16 protein-coding genes and 1 pseudogene are annotated in these 19,556 nt (G+C 72.0%); 5 read left to right on the top strand and 12 right to left on the bottom strand.

The genetic code is table 11. The features are described 5' to 3' along the window. Nucleotides 1-4 precede the first annotated feature (4 nt). The 3 genes and pseudogenes from ACFU95_RS19660 to cobC all read left to right on the top strand — a co-directional run. Nucleotides 5-397 (top strand): annotated as a pseudogene (locus tag ACFU95_RS19660) (cobalamin biosynthesis protein); the annotation flags it as partial. 68 nt (nucleotides 398-465) lie between these two features. Continuing rightward, nucleotides 466-1,341 carry a sirohydrochlorin chelatase gene (locus tag ACFU95_RS19655; protein WP_383828895.1) on the top strand — a complete coding sequence of 292 codons (876 nt, stop codon included), beginning with the start codon at nucleotides 466-468 and terminating at the stop codon, nucleotides 1,339-1,341. Further along, nucleotides 1,331-2,392: an Rv2231c family pyridoxal phosphate-dependent protein CobC gene (cobC, locus tag ACFU95_RS19650; protein WP_383828893.1), complete on the top strand. Its 1,062-nt coding sequence runs from the start codon at nucleotides 1,331-1,333 to the stop codon at nucleotides 2,390-2,392. The genes ACFU95_RS19655 and cobC overlap by 11 nt, the downstream gene beginning before the upstream one ends. On the opposite strand, the gene ACFU95_RS19645 is transcribed toward cobC, so the two are convergent. The 10 genes from ACFU95_RS19645 to ACFU95_RS19600 all read right to left on the bottom strand — a co-directional run bounded on the left by ACFU95_RS19645 (nucleotide 2,340) and on the right by ACFU95_RS19600 (nucleotide 13,911). Continuing rightward, nucleotides 2,340-4,250, bottom strand: coding sequence for a DUF2264 domain-containing protein (locus tag ACFU95_RS19645; protein WP_383828891.1), 1,911 nt, complete (start codon nucleotides 4,248-4,250; stop codon nucleotides 2,340-2,342). The two genes, cobC and ACFU95_RS19645, sit on opposite strands and share 53 nt — an antisense overlap. Nucleotides 4,251-4,371: 121 nt before the next feature. Further along, nucleotides 4,372-5,439, bottom strand: coding sequence for a LacI family DNA-binding transcriptional regulator (locus ACFU95_RS19640; RefSeq protein ID WP_383828889.1), 1,068 nt, complete (start codon nucleotides 5,437-5,439; stop codon nucleotides 4,372-4,374). A 32-nt stretch (nucleotides 5,440-5,471) separates the two neighbouring features. After that, nucleotides 5,472-7,121: an extracellular solute-binding protein gene (locus ACFU95_RS19635; protein WP_383828887.1), complete on the bottom strand. Its 1,650-nt coding sequence runs from the start codon at nucleotides 7,119-7,121 to the stop codon at nucleotides 5,472-5,474. A gap of 39 nt (nucleotides 7,122-7,160) precedes the next feature. Beyond that, nucleotides 7,161-8,021: a carbohydrate ABC transporter permease gene (locus ACFU95_RS19630; RefSeq protein WP_383829043.1), complete on the bottom strand. Its 861-nt coding sequence runs from the start codon at nucleotides 8,019-8,021 to the stop codon at nucleotides 7,161-7,163. A 35-nt stretch (nucleotides 8,022-8,056) separates the two neighbouring features. Beyond that, nucleotides 8,057-8,911 (bottom strand): ABC transporter permease, encoded by an 855-nt coding sequence (locus ACFU95_RS19625; protein ID WP_383829041.1) that lies wholly within the window; start codon nucleotides 8,909-8,911, stop codon nucleotides 8,057-8,059. A 194-nt stretch (nucleotides 8,912-9,105) separates the two neighbouring features. After that, on the bottom strand, nucleotides 9,106-10,038 hold the full coding sequence (locus ACFU95_RS19620; protein ID WP_383828885.1) for an SCO1860 family LAETG-anchored protein: 933 nt from the start codon (nucleotides 10,036-10,038) through the stop codon (nucleotides 9,106-9,108). Between the two features lie 259 nt (nucleotides 10,039-10,297). Further along, nucleotides 10,298-11,389, bottom strand: coding sequence for an amidohydrolase family protein (locus ACFU95_RS19615; protein ID WP_383828883.1), 1,092 nt, complete (start codon nucleotides 11,387-11,389; stop codon nucleotides 10,298-10,300). A 34-nt stretch (nucleotides 11,390-11,423) separates the two neighbouring features. Continuing rightward, nucleotides 11,424-12,233, bottom strand: coding sequence for an amino acid ABC transporter ATP-binding protein (locus ACFU95_RS19610; RefSeq protein WP_383828881.1), 810 nt, complete (start codon nucleotides 12,231-12,233; stop codon nucleotides 11,424-11,426). Continuing rightward, nucleotides 12,230-13,063: an amino acid ABC transporter permease gene (locus ACFU95_RS19605; protein ID WP_383828879.1), complete on the bottom strand. Its 834-nt coding sequence runs from the start codon at nucleotides 13,061-13,063 to the stop codon at nucleotides 12,230-12,232. Before ACFU95_RS19605 ends, ACFU95_RS19610 begins: the two co-directional genes overlap by 4 nt. Beyond that, nucleotides 13,060-13,911 (bottom strand): transporter substrate-binding domain-containing protein, encoded by an 852-nt coding sequence (locus tag ACFU95_RS19600; RefSeq protein WP_383828877.1) that lies wholly within the window; start codon nucleotides 13,909-13,911, stop codon nucleotides 13,060-13,062. The genes ACFU95_RS19605 and ACFU95_RS19600 overlap by 4 nt, the downstream gene beginning before the upstream one ends. A gap of 183 nt (nucleotides 13,912-14,094) precedes the next feature. Between ACFU95_RS19600 and ACFU95_RS19595 the strand changes: the two genes are divergently transcribed. Then, nucleotides 14,095-15,204, top strand: coding sequence for a pyridoxal-phosphate-dependent aminotransferase family protein (locus ACFU95_RS19595; RefSeq protein WP_383828875.1), 1,110 nt, complete (start codon nucleotides 14,095-14,097; stop codon nucleotides 15,202-15,204). A gap of 3 nt (nucleotides 15,205-15,207) precedes the next feature. On the opposite strand, the gene ACFU95_RS19590 is transcribed toward ACFU95_RS19595, so the two are convergent. Both ACFU95_RS19590 and ACFU95_RS19585 read right to left on the bottom strand, forming a co-directional pair. Then, nucleotides 15,208-18,231, bottom strand: a complete 3,024-nt coding sequence (locus ACFU95_RS19590; protein ID WP_383828873.1) for a hypothetical protein — start codon at nucleotides 18,229-18,231, stop codon at nucleotides 15,208-15,210. Nucleotides 18,232-18,278: 47 nt separating this feature from the next. Beyond that, nucleotides 18,279-18,755, bottom strand: a complete 477-nt coding sequence (locus ACFU95_RS19585; protein ID WP_383828871.1) for a hypothetical protein — start codon at nucleotides 18,753-18,755, stop codon at nucleotides 18,279-18,281. 107 nt (nucleotides 18,756-18,862) lie between these two features. On the opposite strand from ACFU95_RS19585, the gene ACFU95_RS19580 reads away from it, so the two are divergent. Beyond that, the gene (locus ACFU95_RS19580) at nucleotides 18,863-19,396 is read left to right on the top strand and encodes a DinB family protein (protein ID WP_383828869.1); all 534 of its coding nucleotides are present in this window, start codon (nucleotides 18,863-18,865) and stop codon (nucleotides 19,394-19,396) included. Nucleotides 19,397-19,556 lie beyond the last annotated feature (160 nt).

The following is a 19,556-nucleotide window of genomic DNA, read 5'->3' as shown; positions in this document are numbered from 1 at the left end:
CGCGCCCGGATCCCTGGTGGTCGGTGTCGGTGCCTCGAAGGGCGCCTTGGTCGACGAGGTCCTCGCACTGATCGAGGGCACGCTCGCCGACGCCGGCCTCTCCCCCGGCTCCCTCGCCGAAATCGCCACCGTCGACGCCAAGGCCGACGAACCCGGCATCGTCCAGGCCGCCGCGCGTCTCGGTGTCCCCCTCGTCACCTACCCCGCCGACGAGTTGGCCGCCGTCGAGGCCCCGCATCCCTCCGGCGCGTCCCTCGCCGCGCTGGGCACCCCCTCGGTCGCCGAGGCGGCCGCCCTCGTGCGCGGCGGAGAACTCCTCGTACCGAAGCGGAGGTCGCGGCGCGCCGACGGACAGCCGGCGCGGGTGACCTGTGCCGTCGTACGGCGTCCGGGCCGACATGATGTCGGTGCCGCCGTGCGCGGCGCACTGCCGCAGCACCCCGCTCCACCCTCCGAGGAGTCATCGTGACCACTGAGCCGCCCGCCCTGCTCATCGCCGGCCATGGCACCCGGGACGAAGCGGGAGCCGAGGCGTTCCGCGACTTCGTGCGGCAGTTGGGGCGCCGCCACCCCCAGCTGCCCGTCTCGGGCGGCTTCCTCGCGCTCTCCTCCCCGGGCCTGGGCGAGGCCGTCACCGAGCTGTTGGGGCACGGCGTCCGGCGGTTCGCCGCCGTGCCGCTGATGCTGGTGTCCGCCGGGCACGTCAAGGGCGACATCCCGGCCGCGCTGGCCCGCGAGCGGGAGCGGCACCCCGGGATCTCGTACACCTACGGCCGCCCGCTGGGCCCGCATCCGGCGCTGCTGTCCGTGCTGGAGCGACGGCTGGACGAGGCGCTCGGCATCGAGGGGCGCACGCCCGGGGACCGGGCCGAGGTGACCGTGCTGCTGGTCGGACGCGGCTCGACGGACCCGAACGCCAACGCCGAGCTGCACAGGGCGGCGCGGCTGCTGTGGGAGGGGCGCGGCTACGCGGGTGTGGAGACGGCGTTCGTGTCGCTGGCGGCGCCGGACGTGCCCAGCGGCCTCGACCGGTGCGTGCAGCTGGGGGCGCGGCGGATCGTCGTCCTGCCCTACTTCCTGTTCCCGGGCGTCCTGCCGGAGCGGGTGCGGGACCAGACCGAGGGCTGGGCGGCGGCGCACCCGGAGACCGAGGTGCGGTCGGCGGGCGTCATCGGTCCGGTGCCGGAGCTGCTGGATCTGGTGATGCAGCGGTACGAGGAGGCGGTCAGGGGCGACCACGACGGTCACGACCGGCACCGCCATGACCAGCAGTGCCATGACCAGCACGGACAGCACGATCAGCGACTCCGGCACCAGGAAAACCACTCCCATGCACTCTGAAGCACACGACCTTCGCCACCACGGCGACGCCGAGGTCCGTGACGACGGTTCGGCGCTGGTCGACCTCGCCGTGAACGTCCGCGCGGACACACCGCCCACCTGGCTGCGGGAGCGGATCGCCGCGTCGCTGGGCTCCCTCGCGGCCTACCCGGACGGGCGGGCCGCGCGGGCGGCGGTGGCGGCGCGCCACGGGCTGCCGGCGGAGCGGGTGCTGCTGACGGCGGGGGCGGCGGAGGCGTTCGTTCTGCTGGCGCGGGCGCTGAAGGTGCTCCGGCCGGTCGTCGTGCACCCGCAGTTCACGGAGCCGGAGGCGGCGCTGCGGGACGCGGGCCTCGGTGTCGACCGGGTGCTGCTGCGGGAGGAGGACGGCTTCCGCCTCGATCCGGCTGCCGTCCCCGAGGACGCCGACCTGGTGGTCGTCGGCAATCCCACCAACCCGACCTCGGTGCTGCACCCGGCCGCCTCCCTCGCCGAACTCGCCCGTCCCGGGCGGACGTTGGTGGTGGACGAGGCGTTCATGGACGCGGTGCCGGGTGAGCGGGAGGCGTTGGCGGGGCGGACGGACGTGCCCGGTCTGGTGGTGCTCCGCAGCCTGACCAAGACATGGGGGCTGGCCGGGCTGCGGATCGGTTACGTCCTGGCCGCGCCGGAGACCATAGCCGAGTTGGAGTGCGCCCAGCCCCTGTGGCCCGTCTCCACGCCCGCGCTCGCCGCCGCCGAGGCCTGTGTGGCGCCGCCGGCCCTGGCGGAGGCGGCTCACGCGGCCCACCGCATCGCCGCCGACCGGGCCCACCTCGTCGCCGGACTGGGCGAGTTCGCCTCGTCCGGACTCAGGGTCGTCGGGCCCGCCGAGGGTTCCTTCGTCCTCGTACGGCTGCCGAGGGCGGCCGCCGTACGACACCATCTGCGCGATCTCGGGTTCGCGGTGCGGCGCGGGGACACCTTCCCCGGGCTGGGCGAGGAGTGGCTGCGGCTGGCGGTGCGGGACCGGGGGACGGTCAACCGGTTCCTGCGGGCGCTGGACCAGGCGATGGCTCTGGCGCGTCGCTGAGCCCGGCCGGTACCCGCTCCAGGGTGCCGTCCGGGAAGCGGACCTCCACGGTGCCGTCGGCGGCGACGGTCGCGCCCGCTCCCGTGAGTGACGTGAGCGGGTCGGCGCTCAGCACGACCAGCGTGACCAACAGCGGTGGCGCTTGCGGGAGTTGGAGCACCGGGGTCGCCGAGTGGTGGCCCACGGCATTCCTGCCGACGGCACGCACGACCGACGCCTCGGCGTCGTCCCAGCCGTGGAGGCCGACGAGCGCGCTGGTCAGTCCGTCCGCGCGGCGGGCCACCGCCCGGGCCGGGCCGGTGTGCGCGTCCGGGGCCGCCGCGTCGTCGGCCACGGCCCAGCCGCCCTCCCGTACCGGCGTGCCGGCGGGTACGTCGAGGCGGTGCACCCGCGCTTCCCACGCGCCGTGCACCAGGCTGACGGTTTCGATCCGGCCCTCCTGCCAGGACCCGGCCCGCCCGCCCGCGGCGCCCAGGGGATGGATGCGCCCACGCCGGGAGGGGGTGCCGTCGGAGGACAGCAACGCGAGCTGGTTGTCGGGGCCGGGGGTGTCCGGGGCGGTTGCGCTGGAGTAGGCGAGCCGGGCGTAGTGGGGGCTGTCGTCGTCCTTCGCGGGCGGGGGCGGGAGGCGGTCGCTGCCGTGGTTGACCAGCCGGACGATGCCGTCGGCCGTGGTGGAGTGCAGCAGCCAGCCCGGGGCGGGCAGGGCCAGGCCGATGTCCTCCGTGTCCACGGGGGCGGGCTCCTCCGGTGCCGTCCAGACGGGGTGGTCGGCGGGCAGGAGCAGCCCCAGGAAGGCCTTGCTCGCCCAGTACGGGGAGGCGGGGCCCGAGTAGCGCTGGGTGACGGGGAGGAAGGGCTGGTACCAGCCGAGGGTGAGCAGGCCGCGCTCGTCGGGCGCGCCCCGCTCGGCGAAGTGCCTCAGCGCGCCGGAGGCGAGGCGGCGGGTGCGGCCCGGCGGCAGCGGGCTGGCGTCGGCGAGGGCGCCCGCCCACAGCGGGGCGGTGACCGCGAAGCGGTAGGTGAGGGAGCGGCCCTGGTGGACGGGGGCGCCGTCGGAGCCGAAGAAGTGCTGGTGGACGGGGAGGAACTCGCGCAGCCGGGCACGGTGGCGGGCCACGGTGGCCGGGGCCGCCCGCGACCCCGCGATCCGCGCCCACAGCACCGGATACAGGTGCAGCGCCCAGGCGTTGTAGTAGTCGAACTTCCGCCCGTCACCGTCGGTGTACCAGCCCCCGCCCCGGTACCAGTCGTCCAGGCGGGCCAGCCCGGCGTCGATCTCGGCCCGGCTGTGCGGGGCGCCGACGGAGGCGAGGAACTCCTCGGTGATGACCTGGAACAGGCGCCAGTTGGAGTCGTTGACGTCCGCGCCGACGAAGGCGCCGAGCCAGGCGCACACCCGCTGCCGTACGCCGTCGTCGAGGTGGTCCCACAGCCAGGGGCGGGACTCGTGCAGCGCGATGGCGACGGAGGCGGCCTCGACCATCGGCTGGGCGCGGTCGGTGATGGGCGGCCAGTGTTCGGGGTGGTGCGGGTCGGTGCCGGCGGCCAGTCCGGTGGCGTACCGCTCGATGAGCGCGGGTCCGACCCGGCCGCCCGAGCCCGCGATGCGGAAGGCGGCGAGGAGGAAGGAGCGCGCGAAGCCCTCCAGGCCGTCGGACCAGGGGCCGGAGTGGCTGGGCGGGCCGGGCAGGCGGTACTGGGCGAACCCGGGGGTGGCGTACGGCAGCAGTCCGTCGAGGAGCCGGTCGGCGCTCGCCTCCCAGTGGGCGCGGGTCCAGCCGGTGATCGGTGAGAGCGAGGGGTCGGGCTCGGGTAGGTGGGTCGGGTCGGGGAGCGACACATCCGGGGCGCTCATACGGGACCACGTCCTCCTTCTGTCAGTGGGCGGGAGTGACGCGCCCCAAAGGGGCGCGGGACCGTGTCGATATGCGGCTCCGCCGCGTGGGCGCGACCAGCCACGAACCACCCGCAGCCGCCTACGACACCCGAGGGGAGGCGACGCTCCGGCGCACGACGATGTGTGTGCCGAGCACATGGTGATTCCCCGAGGCATGTTCGGCATCGCGCAGAGCGATCCGCACGGCGGCGCGGCCGAGTTCCTCGGCGGGGGTACGAACGGTGGTCAGGGGCGGATTGAAGTCCTCGGCAAGCGGAATGTCGTTGTACCCGACGACCGAGATGTCGTCAGGGACGGCAAGCCCCGCATCGGTGATCGCCCTCAGGGCGCCCGCGGCAACCATGTCGTCCCCGGCCACGACGGCGGTGAACTCCCGTGTCTCCCTGAGCAGTTGGGTCATGGCCCGCAAGCCCGCCGCCCGCCCCAGCCCGCAGTCGACAACCCGCGCGGCCGCCGCGGGCAGCCCGTGCTCGGCGAGCGCGCCCCGGTACCCGGCGACCCGCGCGTCCAGGGCCGTGTTCCCGGGCAGCCCGCCGAGGAAGACGATCCGCCGGTGCCCGGCCGACAGCAGATGCCCGGTGATGGCCCGGGCCCCCGCCTCGTTGTCGAACTCGACGACCAGCGCGGGGGTATCAGGATCCGGAGCAGGCCGGCCGCACAGCACCAGCCGCGCCCCCGACGCGTCCAGCGCCTGCGCGTAGTGGGCCACGCGCGAGCGGTACGCGTCGTCCTCGACGACCCCGCCGACCAGGATCACCAGCCGCGCCCCCTCCTCCCGCATCAGCTGCACGAACTCCATCTCGCGCTGCGGATCCCCGCCGGTCGCGCCGACCACGCACAGCCAGCCCCGGTCGGCGGCCTCCGCCTCCACTCCCTCGGCGACCTGGGCGTAGAAGGGGCTGGTGACCTGGCGGACGACGACGGCGGCCATCTTGCGGCCCCCGCCGACCAGCGCGCGGGCATGCGCGTTGGCGACGTAGTCGAGGTCGCGCGCGGCACGCAGCACGCGGGCCCTGGTCGAGGTGGGCACGGGATGGTTGCCGCTCAGCGCACGGGATGCCGTGGCCACCGACACGCCCGCCCGCTCGGCGACCTCGCGGATCGTCACCCGCCGCCTGGGCCCCGTGTCCCCCATGGTGTTCCCCATCCCCCGCGCCTCCTGTTCCGCCGGCCCGCCGCTCACGCGCCCGCCGCGTGGTCCTTCGCGAACTCCTCGGCCATTCTGTCGCCGCCCCGGGCCCGCCATGTCTTGACCGCCGCGTCCCAGTCCGTGAGCGGCAGCCGCCCCGCGACGATTCCGGTGACGGTGTCGTCGAGGAGGGCCTTGAGGGTGGTGCCCTGGGCGTTCCTGGTGCGCGACTGCAGGCCGAAGGAGGCGTCGCGGACGGCGTGCGGCACGACCTCGCGCTGCCAGGCGTGCAGGGCGCGTACGGCGTCCGGCATGCCCGGCACGAACAGCACCTGGGGGCCTTCGGCGAGGTACTTCAGCGGCAGGTTGGTGTTGTTCTCGACCTCGCCGAGCCTGGTGGGCTCGGGTGAGCCGTCCTTGCCGCGGGTGAAGTGGGTGCCCTCGACGCCGTAGTGGACCAGTTCCCACTCCTTGCTGCCGAAGGGGGCGGCGAGGAAGTCGAGGACGCGGAGCAGCATCTCCACGCGTTCCTTCCCGGCCTTCTTCAGCACGGTGTAGCCGAAGGAGCGGCGGGCCGCGACGATGCCGCCGGGTTCACCGCCGACGCTGTACGGGAGCGCCGCGGCCGGGGTCATCCCGTCCGGTGCCTCCCGGTACTTGGGCAGGTAGGCGCCGAATCCGTCCTGCATGGAGCCGACAGTGCCGTTGTAGTAGAGGGTGGTCAGGTCGATCTGGGAGATGGACGTGGCGTCGGGGTGGTAGCAGCCGTCCTTGCGCAGCCGGGCCTGGTAGGCGATGGACGCCTTGTAGCGTTCGTCGGCGCAGCCCGGCAGGAAGACTCCGTCCTTGGTGACGGCCCAGTTCTGGGGCGCGTTGTGGGCGGCGGAGTGGAAGGCGTTGCCGAACAGGGAGCCGTTGGCGGCGCCGAGCGCGTACGTACGACCGCTGGTGGCCCGCCCCGCCACGGCCGCGAAGTCGTCGGCGGTCCAGCCCTCCTTCATGCCGGCGTCGGTGAACATGCCCTGGTTGAGCCAGAGGGTGGAGCCGGGCAGCGGGCGTTCCAGGGGGATGCCGTAGACGCGGCCGCCGATCCGGCCCATGTCGCGCCAGGCGTGGGTGGGGATGTTCGCGAGGTTGGGGTAGTCGGCGATCGCCTCGCCGGAGAGGAACGGTGTGAGGTCCTGCGCGCGCCGCTGCACGAACTCGGCCTCGCGGGGCAGCACGAACCCGGCGAACAGGTTGATGATGTCGGGCAGGGTGTCGGCGTCGCCCGCCATGACCGTGGCCATCTTCTTCTGGTAGTCGGCCTGGGAGACGATCGTGTACTCGATCTTCACGCCGAGGGCCTTCTCGACGGCTGCCCAGAACCGGTTGGCGGAGGCGGGCTTGGGCGGGGTGCCGAAGGAGACCGACATGACCTTGACGGTGGAGCCGTCGCCCGGGGTGCGGGAGACGGACTTGACGAGGTCGGCGGGGTAGGCGGTGTACCCGGCCTGCACACCGGCCTCGGTGGCGGCGAGGTCGGCCTTGGGACCGCCGGCGGGCCGGTACGCCGGCCAGGGCGCGAGCTTCTTGCCCGCGTTGGAGACGTCGCTGTCGCCGGAGCCGGTGGAGCAGGCGGCCAGCAGACCGGGGGCGGCGACTGCGGCGCCACCGGCGGCGACGGAACGCAGTACGGTACGTCGGGACATGCCGGGCATGGGCGAATCACCTCTCTGCGTACGGTTGTTGATGTTGCGTCAGCTCTTGATGGCGCCGGTGAGCACGCCCTTGGTGAAGTACTTCTGGAGGAACGGGTAGACGAGCAGGATCGGCACGGTGGCGGTCACCAGGACGGCCATCTGCACGGTCTGCGGCGCGGTGACGGTCCCCTCGCCGGTGGTGGCGTCGGTGAGTCCGGAACCCGCGATGACGTAGGTGCGCAGGACCTGCTGGAGGGGCCAGTGGTCGCTCTCCAGATAGAGCGAGGCGTAGAACCAGGAGTTCCAGTAGGCCACCGCGTAGAAGAGTCCCACGACGGCGAGCGCGGCCTTCGACAGCGGCAGTACGACGGAGAGCAGCACCCGCCAGTCCCCCGCCCCGTCGAGGCGGGCGGCCTCGTACAGCTCCTCGGGGATGCCCTGGAAGAAGCCGCGCAGCACGACGAGGTTGAAGACGTTGACGAGGACGGGCAGCACCAGCGAGGCGTAACTGTCCAGCAGGCCCAGCTCCTTGACCAGCAGGAAGCTCGGGATCATGCCGGGCGGGAAGAGGAAGGCGAACAGGACCAGGAGCAGCACGGGGCGGCCGCCGAAGACGCCGGGGCGGGAGAGGGCGTAGGCGAGGGTGACGGTGCAGGCGAGGCTGAGCAGGGTGCCGACGACCGTCACGCCCGCGCTGACGCCGAGGGCGTGGGTGACGATGCCGCCGTCGAGGATGTCGCGGTAGGCGTCGAGGCTGGGCTCGGTCGGCCAGAGCACCCAGCCGCCGTTCGCCACGACCTCGTCGGTGGAGGCGAGCGAGGTCGAGACGATGACGAGGAACGGGACGCAGACCAGGAGGACGACGGCGACGAGGGCGAGGGCCTTGCCGGCCTGCGTCAGGGGCTTCGGTTTCTCCATCCAGCCCGGACGGGCGGGAGCACGGGTTCCGGCACTCACTTGTAGACCCCCTGTTCGCCGAGGCGGTGGGCGACCTTGTTGGCGGCGTAGACGAGGAGCGCGCCGACGACGCCCTTGAACAGGCCCGCGGCGGCCGCGAATCCGTAGTCGCCGCCGACGATGCCCTGGTAGTACACGAAGGTGTCGATGATCTCGGCGGCCTCCGGGCCGACCGCGTCGCGCTGGAGGAGCATCTGCTCGAAGCCGACGGAGAGGATCTCGCCGAGCCGCATGATCAGCAGCAGCACGATCACCGGGCGGATGGCGGGCAGCGTGACGTGCCAGAAGCGCCGCCAGGGCCCGGCGCCGTCGATGGCGGCGGCCTCGTACTGCTGCTCGTCGACCTGCGCGAGGGCGGCGAGGAAGATGATCGTGCCCCAGCCGGCGTCCTTCCAGATGACCTGGGCGACGACGAGCGGGCGGAAGGCGTCGGGGTCGCCGATGATGTCGACGGTGTGCAGCCCCATGCCGTCCAGCGAGGAGTTGAGCAGCCCGGTGTCGCCGAGGACCTGCTGGAAGAGGGCGACGACGATCACCCAGGAGATGAAGTGCGGGAGGTACGCCACCGACTGCACGAAGCGGCGGACCGTGCTCCAGGTGAGGCTGTGCAGGAGCAGGGCGAGGGCGAGCGGCACCGGGAAGTAGAAGACGAGCTGGAGGACGGCGATCCATACGGTGTTGAGGACGGAGTCCCAGAACGCGCCGTCCTCGAACATCCGCCGGAAGTTGCCGAGGCCCACCCAGGGGCTGCCCCAGAGGCCGTCGAAGGGGACGTACTCCTTGAAGGCGATGACGTTGCCGACCAGGGCGCCGTAGTGGAACAGCAGGAAGTAGGCGAGGCCGGGGAGCATGAGCAGGAACAGGGCCTTGCTCTGGAAGCGTTTTCGCCGGACAACTGCCATGGTCTCCCTCATGCCTTGGAGGTCTGGGCGATGAGGAAGTTAAAACGTTTTCACGACCGGGTCAACAGTTCTGACAGAGAACGGGAGTTGGCCCAGGTCGGCTGCTCAAGCCGGCCTGGGCCAAAGGTGAAGGCGCTTGCGGATCAGCCGCGGCCGCGGCGCGCCAGGGCCACCGCTCCCCCGCCCGCGACGAGGAGCGCGAGCGCGCCACCCGCGATGTACGGCGTCATGGAGTTGCCGCCGGTCTCGGCGAGTCCCTCGTCGGAGGCCTCGCCCTGGGGCTTGGCGTCGCCGGCCGAGCCGGTCCCCGAGCCGGTGCTCGGTTCGGCGCTCGGGTCGGCCTCGCGCGCGGGCTCGGCCGGGGTCTCGCAGGTCGCCTTCGCCAGGGTCAGGGTGCCCTCTACCTCCGCCACGTTCAGCTTCAACGGGTTGACGGAGACCTTGAGTTCGAGGGCGGTGGCGGCGGCCGTACGCGAGGTCTGCTCCGTCTTGGAGTAGTCCAGCCGCACGTCACCCACGCCCGGCACCTCGACGTTCGTGGTCCCGCCGGCGGTCAGGGTGACCTTCTTGCCCAGGACGGTGACATCGCCGAGCAGGTTGGACGTGGCGGTCGGCGTCTTCCCGGCCTCGCAGGTCGCCTTGGAGGTGACCTGGCCGACCTCGATGAGCGAGAGCAGCGGCAGACCGGGGAGGTGGACCTTGGCGTGGGCGAGGTTGGTGTACCCCTCGGCCTTGCCGTTCTCGACCGTGGCCTTCGACTGGGCGACCTCGGCGTTCAGCACGCTGAAGGGCTGGCCGCCGTCGACGCCGTTCAACTGGGCCGTCAGGGTCGCCTTCTCGGCGCTCTGCGGCGCCTGGACTTCATTGAGGGAGACCGCGAGCGGGACGTTCACGGTCTTGTTGAGCAGGGAGATGTCGAGCCCGGTGCGGAGCACGACGGCACTCGCGCGACCCTCGTCACCGGTCGCGTGAGCGGTGCCCGCGGCACCCAGGACCGCGGGACCCGCGGCCAGGGCGGTGGCCGTCGCGACGGTGGCGAGTCGGCGTGCGGGCAGGCGGAAGTTCTTGCCGTTCAAGGTGGGGACCCCCAGGGGAGACTTGCTCGGGACCCGGCAAGAATCGCGTACTCAGAGTGAACAGTCAGCAATCCGCCAGGACTTCACTCCTACGTGGGGTTTCCGTGAACTTTTTCGAATCGTGCGGCACGGGTGTTCCATGCTTTCACCGCCGCACCGGCATCTTTCCGATTACGCGGGTTGACGCCCCGGCGCGCGGGACGGCGCGCGCGACGACCCACCGCGGCCTTCCGTCACACTCCGTCGCGTTCCGTCGAGGTCAGCCGACGACCCGCCCGTTCAGCACCACCCGTCGCGGAGCCGCCAGGACCCGTACGTCGGCCCGCGGATCGGTCTCGTACACCACCAGGTCCGCCGCGGCCCCCTCCGCCAGGCCGGGGCGGCCGAGCCAGGACCGCGCCGCCCAGCTCGTCGCGGCGAGGGCCTGGACCGCGGGGATGCCGGCGGTGACCAGTTCCGCGACCTCGGCGGCCACCAGACCGTGCGGCAGGGTGCCGCCCGCGTCGGTGCCGACGAAGACCGGGATGCCGGCGTCGTAGGCGGAGCGGACCGTGTCGTAGCGTCGTTCGTGGAGCCGGCGCATATGGGCCGACCAGCGGGGGAACCGGGACTCGCCGCCGTCGGCCAGCTTCGGGAAGGTCGCGATGTTGACCAGGGTCGGCACGATCGCCACGCCGCGCTCGGCGAACAGCGGGATCAGGTCCTCGGTCAGGCCCGTCGCGTGTTCGATGCAGTCGATGCCCGCCTCGACGAGGTCGCGCAGCGAGTTCTCGGCGAAACAGTGCGCGGTGACCCGGGCGCCGAGCCGGTGGGCCTCCGCGATGCCCGCCTCGACCGCGTCACGTGGCCAGGTGGGCGCCAGGTCCCCGAGATCGCGGTCGATCCAGTCGCCGACCAGCTTGACCCAGCCGTCGCCGCGCCGGGCCTCCTGGGCGACGTAGGCGACGAGGTCCTCCGGTTCGATCTCGTGGGCGTAGCCGCGGATGTAGCGGCGGGTGCGGGCGATGTGCCGGCCGGCCCTGATGATCTTCGGCAGGTCCTCGCGGTCGTCGACCCAGCGCGTGTCGGAGGGCGAGCCGGCGTCACGGATCAGCAGGGTGCCCGCGTCGCGGTCGGTGAGCGCCTGCTTCTCGGCGACGTCGTCGTCGACCGGGCCGTGCGCGCCCAGGCCCACATGGCAGTGCGCGTCGACGAGGCCGGGCAGGGCCCAGCCCTCCACGGTCCGCACGTCCCGGGCGTCGACGGGACGGTCGTAGGAGATCCGGCCGTCGACGACCCACAGCTCGTCCCGGACGTCGTCGGGCCCGACGAGGACCCGGCCCTTCACGTGCAGCACCGCGCGTTCGCTCATGACTGCACCCTAATGAGCGGACCCCGATGACCGGCTAGTCGGCCTTGCCCACCTGGTCGGAGGTCTCCTCCTCGACCTCGGCCATCGCCGGGTCGAGGAGCCGCGACAGGAAGTGGCGGGTGCGTTCGTGCCGCGGGTCGCCGATGACCTGGTCGGGGGCGCCGTCCTCGACGATCACGCCGCCGTCCATGAAGACGACCCGGTCGGCGACCTCGCGTGCGAAGGTCATCTCGTGGGTGACGACCATCATCGTCATGCCCTCGTTCGCGAGCATGCGCATCACGGCCAGGACGTCCCCCACCAGCTCGGGGTCCAGCGCCGACGTCGGCTCGTCGAAGAGCATCACCGAGGGGCCCATGGCGAGCGCGCGGGCGATGGCGACGCGCTGCTGCTGGCCGCCGGAGAGGGAGGCCGGGTAGGCCGTCGCCTTCTCCGCCAGTCCCACCCGCTCCAGGTTCTCGGCGGCGACCTTCGCGGCCGCGCCCTTGTCCCGCCCCAGGACCCGGCGCTGCGGCAGGGTCAGGTTCTCGGTCACGGTGAGGTGCGGGAAGAGGTTGAACTGCTGGAAGACCATGCCGATACGGCGGCGTACGGCGTCGATGTCGACGTCGGGGTCGGTGAGTTCGGCGCCGCCGACGAAGACCTGGCCCTTGGTGGGCTCTTCGAGCAGGTTCACACAGCGCAGCAGGGTGGACTTGCCCGAGCCGGACGGGCCGATGACGCACACGACCTCGCCCTGGCCGATCTCCAGGTCGATGCCGCGCAGCACCTCGTTGTCGCCGAAGGACTTGTGCAGGCCGCGGACTTCGATCTCCGGTCCGGAGCCGGGGGTCTTCTCTGTCACTTCACGGCCTCCTGGGCTTTGGCCTCCATACGGCGTACGACGAAGCCGAGCGGGATGGTCACCAGGAGGTAGCACAGGCCGGCGACCAGGATCGGGGTGGAGTTGGCGGTCTGGCTGGCCAGGTCGCGGCCGAACTTGGACAGCTCGCGCTCCTCCAGTGTCACACCGAGGAACAGCACCAGCGAGGAGTCCTTGAAGAGCAGGACGAGTTCGTTGGTCAGCGGCGGGAGGATGATCCGGAACGCCTGCGGGATGATGATCGAGATCATGGCGCGGGCCGGTGAGAAGCCGAGCGAACGCGCCGCCTCCATCTGGCCCTTGGGCACCGCCTGGATGCCCGCGCGGATCGTCTCCGCCATGTACGCGGCGGCCACCAGGCCGAGCGCCAGGGCCACCTTGCCGTAGGTGCCGCCGGGGATCTCCGTGCCCGGGAAGGCCAGCGGCACCGCGACCCCGATGAAGATGAAGATCAGCAGGGCGGGCAGACCGCGGAAGATCTCGATGTAGACACCGGCGAGCCAGCGGTACGGCCCCACGGACGACAGCCGCATCAGCGCGATCACCATGCCCAGGACCAGTCCGACGACGAAGCCGGACAGGGTGTAGAGCACGGTGTTCTTCAGCGCCAGCGTGATGACGTCCGGGAACATCTGCCGGGCGATGTCCCCTTGCGCGAACTGGTTCGCCAGCCGGTCCCAGTCGGCCGCGACCGCGAAGGCGATCACGGCCGCGACGAAGACGACGTACTGGACGCCGCGCGACAGGCTGCGCTTCTGGCGCCGGGTCAGGCCCTTCTTCCTGGGCTGGAGCGGTACGTCCGTGCCGGTCATGAGGCGGACGGGGACGCGGAGGCCGCGGACTCGTCGTACGGGCCGATCCACTTCTCGTACAGCTTCTTGTACGTGCCGTCGGCCTTGGCGTCGGCGATCGCCTTGTTGATGGCCTCGCGGAGCTTGGTGTTGCCCTTCTTCACCGTGAAGCCGTACTGCTCGCCGGTGTTGATCTGCTCGGCGACCTCGAAGGCGTCGGCGTTGGCCTTGTCCTTCAGCCAGCCCTGGACGACCGGGTAGTCGATGACGACCGCCTGGACCTGGCCGGTGCGCAGACCGTTGATCACGGCGTCGGAGGACTCGAAGGAGACGGGGTCCAGGCCCTTGCTCTTGGCGTAGTCCTCGCCGGTGGTCTGCGCCTGGGCGCCGACCTTCTTGCCCTTGAGGTCCGCGAAGGAGGAGATGCCGCTCTTCTTGTCGACCAGGACGGCCTGGGTGGCCTCGAAGTACGGGTCCGAGAAGTCGACGTTCTTCTTGCGCTCCTCGGTGATGGTCATGCCGGCGGCGGCGAGGTCGCACTGGTCGGCGTTGAGGGACCCGCCGGTCTTGAAGTTCTCGAAGGGCTGGTCGACGATGGCCTGCTTCACGCCCAGGTCGTCCGCGACCAGGTCGATGAGGGAGACGTCGAAGCCCTGCACCTTGCCGTCGATCTCCGACTGGAAGGGCGGGTAGGGCAGGTGGGTGCAGGTGGTGAGCCGGCCCGCCTTGACGACTTCGACACCACCGGCCGCCGTCTTCGTACCGCCGCCGCCGTTGCCGTCGGAGGAGCAGCCGGCCACGAGCACCAGCCCGGCCGTCGCGGTGGTGGCGGCCAGAACGCGGGTCCGGCGCCCGAAGGTCGTCTTCACGGGGAGCCTCCTGTCAGGGAACTGTGGGTTCCGATTATAAGGAGAAGTTTGAGATCCTCAAACCAAACCGATGGTTAAGGGGCCGTTCGACCTAAGAAGTCGGGTGCGGAAAGCGGTGTCAGTGCTCGCGGTTAGTCTCGTCACGTCGATCCCCGGTGCGAAGAGAGCGAAGAGAGCCCCGCCGTGACCCACCCCTTCCTGGACCTGGCCCCGCTGAGCGCCGCCCGGTTCGCCGCCATCGAGGACCGGGTGGCACGGCTGCTCGGCACCGAGCAGGACGTCGTGATCATGCAGGGCGAGGCGCTGCTGCCGCTGGAGGGTGCGATCCGCGGGACGGCCGGGCCCGGCACGGTCGCACTGAACGTGATCACCGGTCCGTACGGGCAGACCTTCGGCGACTGGCTCCGCGACTGCGGCGCGACCGTGATCGATCTGGCGGTGCCCTTCCACACGGCGGTCACCGCGGACCAGATCCGCGAGTCCCTCGCCGAGCACCCGGAGATCGACTTCGTGTCCCTGGTGCACGCGGAGGCGGCCACCGGCAACACCAACCCCGTCGCGGAGATCGGCGAGGTCGTGCGGGCGCACGGGGCGCTGTTCTACCTGGACGCCGTGGCGTCGATCGGGGCCGAGCCGGTACTGCCGGACGCGTGGGGTGTGGACCTGTGCGTCATCGGGGCGCAGAAGGCGATGGGCGGGCCGGCCGGGGTGTCCGCGGTGTCGGTGAGCGAGCGGGCGTGGGCGCGGATGGCTGCGAATCCCAGGGCACCGCGGCGGTCGTATCTGTCGCTGCTGGACTGGAAGGAGCGGTGGGTCGACGGCGGGCGGAAGACGCTGCTGCATGCGCCCGCGCAGCTGGAGATGCTGGCGCTGCAGGCGTGCGTGGAGCGGATCGAGGCGGACGGGCTGGACACCGTGATCTCCCGGCACGCGTCCGCGGCGGCGGCCACGCGGGCGGGCGTGCGGGCTCTGGGCGGCGGCCTGGAGCCGTATGTGCACGAGGCCCGGGAGGCGGCACCGGTCGCCACGACGCTGCGGACTCCGCCGGGCGTGGACGCGTCGTCGGTGGTGGCCAAGGCGCTGAGCGCGGCCCCGGCACTGCCGCTGGCCGCGGGCGGGGGTGCGCTGGCCGGGGAGATGATCCGGGTGAACCACTACGGGCCGGATGCCCGCCGGGACCTGGTGGAGGCGTGCCTCGTCGAACTGGGCGCGGCGCTCGCGGAGTTCGGCGTGACGGTGGATGCGGAGGGGGCACGACAGGCCGTCACCGCGGCTTGGACGGAGCGGCGGTAGGGCTCAGGAACCCGGGCGGGAGGCCAGGTACTCCCTCACCCGGGTGAGGGGCTCGACCGCTGCATCAAGGCCTCTCCGCACGGCTTCGGCCAGCCAGGACTCGGCTTCCGCCAACGCGCCGCGGCCGGCCAACAGGGCGCCCAGGTTGAGGGCCGCCCGCGGGTGCCCGGCCTCCGCCGCCTTGCGGCACCAGAACTCCGTCCGCTCCTCGTCGCCGTGCTCGGCGAGGTAGGACGCGCAGCCGAAGGCGGTCTCCGCGTCGCCCTGCTCCTCGACCCGGCGCCACCAGTACTCGGCCTCCGCGTGGTCGCCGGGCTTGTCGAAGAGCAGCAGACCGAGCACGAAGGCGGCCTCCGGAAGCTCGTCGGCCAGGTCACGGAGTCTTCGCTCCGCTTCGTCGGGTTCTCCGGACTCGATGAGCCAGTCGGCGAGTCGGAGGCTCGCCTCCTGGTGTCCTGCCTCGGCAGCCCTGCGCCACCAGGAGGCCGCCTCCTCGTGGGCGCCGCGTTCGGCGAGCAGGGAGCCGACGTTGTAGGCGGAGGAGGGGATTTCAGGTGCGGCAACGCGCCACCAGCGTTCCGCCTCCTCGTGTTCCCCCTCCGCGTAGTAGTACGTCCCCACGTTGTGCGCGGCGTCGGGACGGCCGGTTTCGGCGGCCCACCGCATGATGGTGCGGGCCACATGCAACCGCCCCGCATGCCGGACCGACTCGACGAATTCGAGGATCTCCTTGCCGCTGTCCTCGTCGTCGCCGAACAGTTCGAGCACGAGCGGCCGGGCCTCGTCCGGGCGCCCTTCGCCGATCAGCAGGTCGATCAGGTTGAGGCGGCCCTTGACGTCGCCCGCCTCCGCGGCCCGGCGCAGTGCGGCCTCGGCTGCGGTGAGATCGCCCTCCCGACGGAGCAGGAGCCCAAGGTTGTTGAACGACTCGGCGCGTCCGGCCTCACCGGCTCGCCGGTGCCAGTCCTTGGCCCCCTCGACATCACCCTTGCCGGACAGCCATTCGGCGAGGTTGAACATGGCCACCTCGTGACCGCCCTCGGCGCCCTTGGCATACCAGGTGGCGCCCTCGGTCCGCTCGCCCCGGGTACTGAGGAGCACGCCGAGCTGGTTGGCCGCCTCCAGGTTTCCCGCCTCGGCGGCCACCCGCCACCATCGCTCGGCCTCGGGGAGATCACCGCGCTCGTCGGCGGCACGGCCCAGAATCTCAGCGGCCGTGTCATGGCCTCGCTCGGCGGCACGGCGCAGCCACATCTCGGCCTGGTCGTCACCGCGAATATGGAGCAGGTGTCCGTACGCGTACATCCCCTCGGCGTCCCCCGCCATGGCCGCCTCCCGCCACCACGGCTCCGCCTCGGCCTCGTCACCACGTGTGTGCAGGAGTACCGCCAGAGTGGCGATCGCCTTGACGTAGCCGTCCTCCGCGGCCCTGCGCAACCATGATTCGGCCCGCTCGTCGTCGGTGCCGCGGAAGTGCATGAAGAGGTTGTAGGACGCGAGTGCGTGTCCGGCCTGTGCCGCTGCCCGCCACCATCGCTCGGCCTCCTCGTCCGCGCCCTGCATCTTCAGGACGGCGCCGAGGTTGACCTGGGCGAGCGAGCTCCCCGCCTCGGCAGCCGCACGCAGCAGCGGTTCGACCTCGTCCGGATCCGTACGCTGGAACAGCTGCGCCGACGTGTAGTTGATGACCGCTTCCTCCTCGCCTGCCTCGGCCAGCGGTCTCCAGGCCGTCTCGGCGATCGCCCACCGTTCACTGAACAACGCCGTTCGAGCGATGAGCGGACGCGTCCGGTCGTCGGCGTACTCCAGTGCCGTGTGCCACACCGAGTCCGGCGGGTCGGGCACAGCCGGATCACGGGCGACCGAGTCGACGAGGTAGTCGAAGGGCCGGTAGGTGCCTTCCCGCTCGCCCTCCATCAGCAGGCTCGCGACGCCGTACCGGACCTGGGAGGCCCAGGCGAGGGCCTCGTCGTAGGACTCCGGGCGCAGGGCTGAGCCGCCGAGGGCCCGCAGGTAGACCTCGTGCACTTCGCGCAGCAGGGCTTCCGGCAGGTCGTCGATCAGGCCGACGTGTGCCAGGTCTACGGCGGCCGCGACGAGTGCGGCGCCTCTGGGGTGGCCGCGCTTGGCGGTGGCCCGCTCCGCCCGGCGCCACTCGCCGAGGAGTTCGGGCCCGGCGGCCAGGTACTCGGCGATGCCGTGGGTGCCGTGCCGCCGGTACGCCTCCTTCAGGCGGCTGTCGTCGATCTGTGCCACCCGGGCCAGCTCCGTACCGCTCCAGCGCCGGCGCACGACGATGGGCTCCACCATGTTGAGCACGCGCAATCCGGTCTCGGCCGCCATGCGGTTGCGGCCGCCCTCGCCGTCGGCGCCGTCGGCGGCTTCCCGCAAGGTGTCGTAGCGCTCGTCCCGCAGGGTCGCCAGCACCACCAGTCGGGTCCTGATCAGCGCCGTCAGCAGGGACGGTTCGAGACCGCCGGGTCCGAGGTAGTGCTCCAGGTCGTCGAGCCACAGGACATGCCGTTCGTAGCCGGGCTCACCGGGCGCCCGGCGCAGCGGTCTCAGATCGGCGCCCCAGGGCGGGGCGAGGAGCAGATGTCCGGGGAGTACGGCCCGTACCGCCTCAAGGGCCGTGCGGCTCTTGCCGGCGGTCGAGTCACCGGTGAGCAGAACGAGCCCGCCGGTCACGGCCACCTCTCTCAGTTCGGCCCGCACCTGGCCGTCCACGTCGCGCAGGACGTACGGCGGCAGCGCCGATCCGTCGCTCTCCCCGGCACGGGCGCGGTGCACACCGAGGCCGAGCAGGTCGGTGTCACCGACCGGCTGCCAGCTGCCGGGGGCCGTCGGCTCCAGCGCGCCGACAGTGTAGTGCTGGTGGATTCCACCGGCGACGTACTGCGCCGCGACCCCGCCCTGGGAGGCCAGGACGCTCAGCTCCGCGGTGGGCCCCGCCGGGGCGGCCGCCCCGGGGCCGCGTCCGGGGCTCGCCCCGTCGTGGCCGGCGGGAAGCGCGAGGGCCCCGGACACGTCGGGGGCGGCGGCGGGCAGGGGTGGGCTCGAAGTGGCCGGTCCGTTCAGCCCTGGGACGGATCCGGCGTGGGAGGGCGTCCGATGTGCGCACCTCCGTGGATGACACCGGCCGCGATGGCACCGTCCTCGGCGTGGATGTCCACATTGCCGCCCACGGCCAGACCGCCCTGCCCGGCCGTGGCCCCGCCCTGCGTGGTCCGTTCGGCCAGCAGGGTGCGCAACTCCTCGGCGGCCCGCTCCCGTTCGTCGTCGTGCAGGCTCTCCAGCAGGTTCTCGATGCGCGTCTGCCAGGCCGCCTCCGCGCGGATACGCAGCCGTTCCGCCTGTTCCGCCGCCGCGGTGCGCAGTTCCTCCGCGGTCCGTTCCAGGCGTTCGAGTTCCGCCTGCTCGCGCTGTCCGTCACCGCGGCCGAACCAGCGGGCCACCGCCTGCCGCAGCCCGGTCCACACATCCGTCCCCGCGGCCTGCACCACGGCGGCCCCACCGGCCGCGGCCAACGCCGTCAACGCCTGCTCCAGCATCCCCGTTCACCCTCCCCGGGATCAGCGATCTCGCCAGCAAGGTAAGGCTCCGGCCGACTCGGGCGCAGTTGTTCCGGAAAAACAACCACATGGGCCAGGGTGGGCCCATGACCTCCGACACGCGCCGGACCCTCCCCGACGGCCGCCCCATCCCCCTCATGACCGGCGACGAGCGCCCCATGCTGGAGAGCTGGCTCGCCTTTCACCGCGCCACGCTGGAGTTGAAGTGTGCGGGGCTGGGTGACGCGGAGTTACGGACCGCTTCCGCCGAGCCGTCGGGGCTGACGCTGCTCGGGCTGGTGCAGCATCTCGCGGAGTGCGAGCGGAACTGGTTCCAGCGGGTGGTCGGGGGGCTGGACGTACCGCCGGTGTACGGGCAGCGGAACGTGAGCGGATATGTCCTCGATGACGCTCGGGGGATCGGCGAGGCGCTGGATGTGTGGCGCCGGGAGATCGCGCGGGGGCGCGAGGTGTGTGCCGGACGGGCGCTGGACGGCGTGGGGCGGATCGGGGACGGGCCGATGGCCGGGGTCGAGGTCAGTCTGCGGTGGGTGCTCATGCACATGATCGAGGAGTACGCACGGCACAACGGTCACGCCGACATTCTGCGAGAGCGCATCGACGGTGTAACCGGAGCATGAATTCAACGTAATTCCCGGAATTCTTTTTCAGGGTAGCTCCCCATGCTCTTCTGCCCGCTTTTCTCAGACCTAAACGCAAAGATTCCGCGAACGCGATCGGGAGCAATTCGCGCAGGAGTCGTGAGAGTTACATGGCTGTGACGCGTTCCACATCACGCCC

This window comes from Streptomyces sp. NPDC057623 (genome assembly GCF_042800355.1).
Lineage (GTDB): Bacteria > Actinomycetota > Actinomycetes > Streptomycetales > Streptomycetaceae > Streptomyces.
This window is presented reverse-complemented; position numbering and strand designations above follow the sequence as displayed.

What these genes read in the sequence shown, in the direction of transcription:
- cobC (WP_383828893.1), top strand. Translation starts at nt 1,331, where the DNA reads ATGCACTCTGAAGCACACGACCTTCGCCACCACGGCGACGCCGAGGTC.
- ACFU95_RS19645 (WP_383828891.1), bottom strand. Translation starts at nt 4,250, where the DNA reads ATGAGCGCCCCGGATGTGTCGCTCCCCGACCCGACCCACCTACCCGAG.
- ACFU95_RS19640 (WP_383828889.1), bottom strand. Translation starts at nt 5,439, where the DNA reads ATGGGGAACACCATGGGGGACACGGGGCCCAGGCGGCGGGTGACGATC.
- ACFU95_RS19635 (WP_383828887.1), bottom strand. Translation starts at nt 7,121, where the DNA reads ATGCCCGGCATGTCCCGACGTACCGTACTGCGTTCCGTCGCCGCCGGT.
- ACFU95_RS19630 (WP_383829043.1), bottom strand. Translation starts at nt 8,021, where the DNA reads ATGGAGAAACCGAAGCCCCTGACGCAGGCCGGCAAGGCCCTCGCCCTC.
- ACFU95_RS19625 (WP_383829041.1), bottom strand. Translation starts at nt 8,911, where the DNA reads ATGCTCCCCGGCCTCGCCTACTTCCTGCTGTTCCACTACGGCGCCCTG.
- ACFU95_RS19615 (WP_383828883.1), bottom strand. Translation starts at nt 11,389, where the DNA reads ATGAGCGAACGCGCGGTGCTGCACGTGAAGGGCCGGGTCCTCGTCGGG.
- ACFU95_RS19605 (WP_383828879.1), bottom strand. Translation starts at nt 13,063, where the DNA reads ATGACCGGCACGGACGTACCGCTCCAGCCCAGGAAGAAGGGCCTGACC.
- ACFU95_RS19585 (WP_383828871.1), bottom strand. Translation starts at nt 18,755, where the DNA reads ATGCTGGAGCAGGCGTTGACGGCGTTGGCCGCGGCCGGTGGGGCCGCC.
- ACFU95_RS19580 (WP_383828869.1), top strand. Translation starts at nt 18,863, where the DNA reads ATGACCTCCGACACGCGCCGGACCCTCCCCGACGGCCGCCCCATCCCC.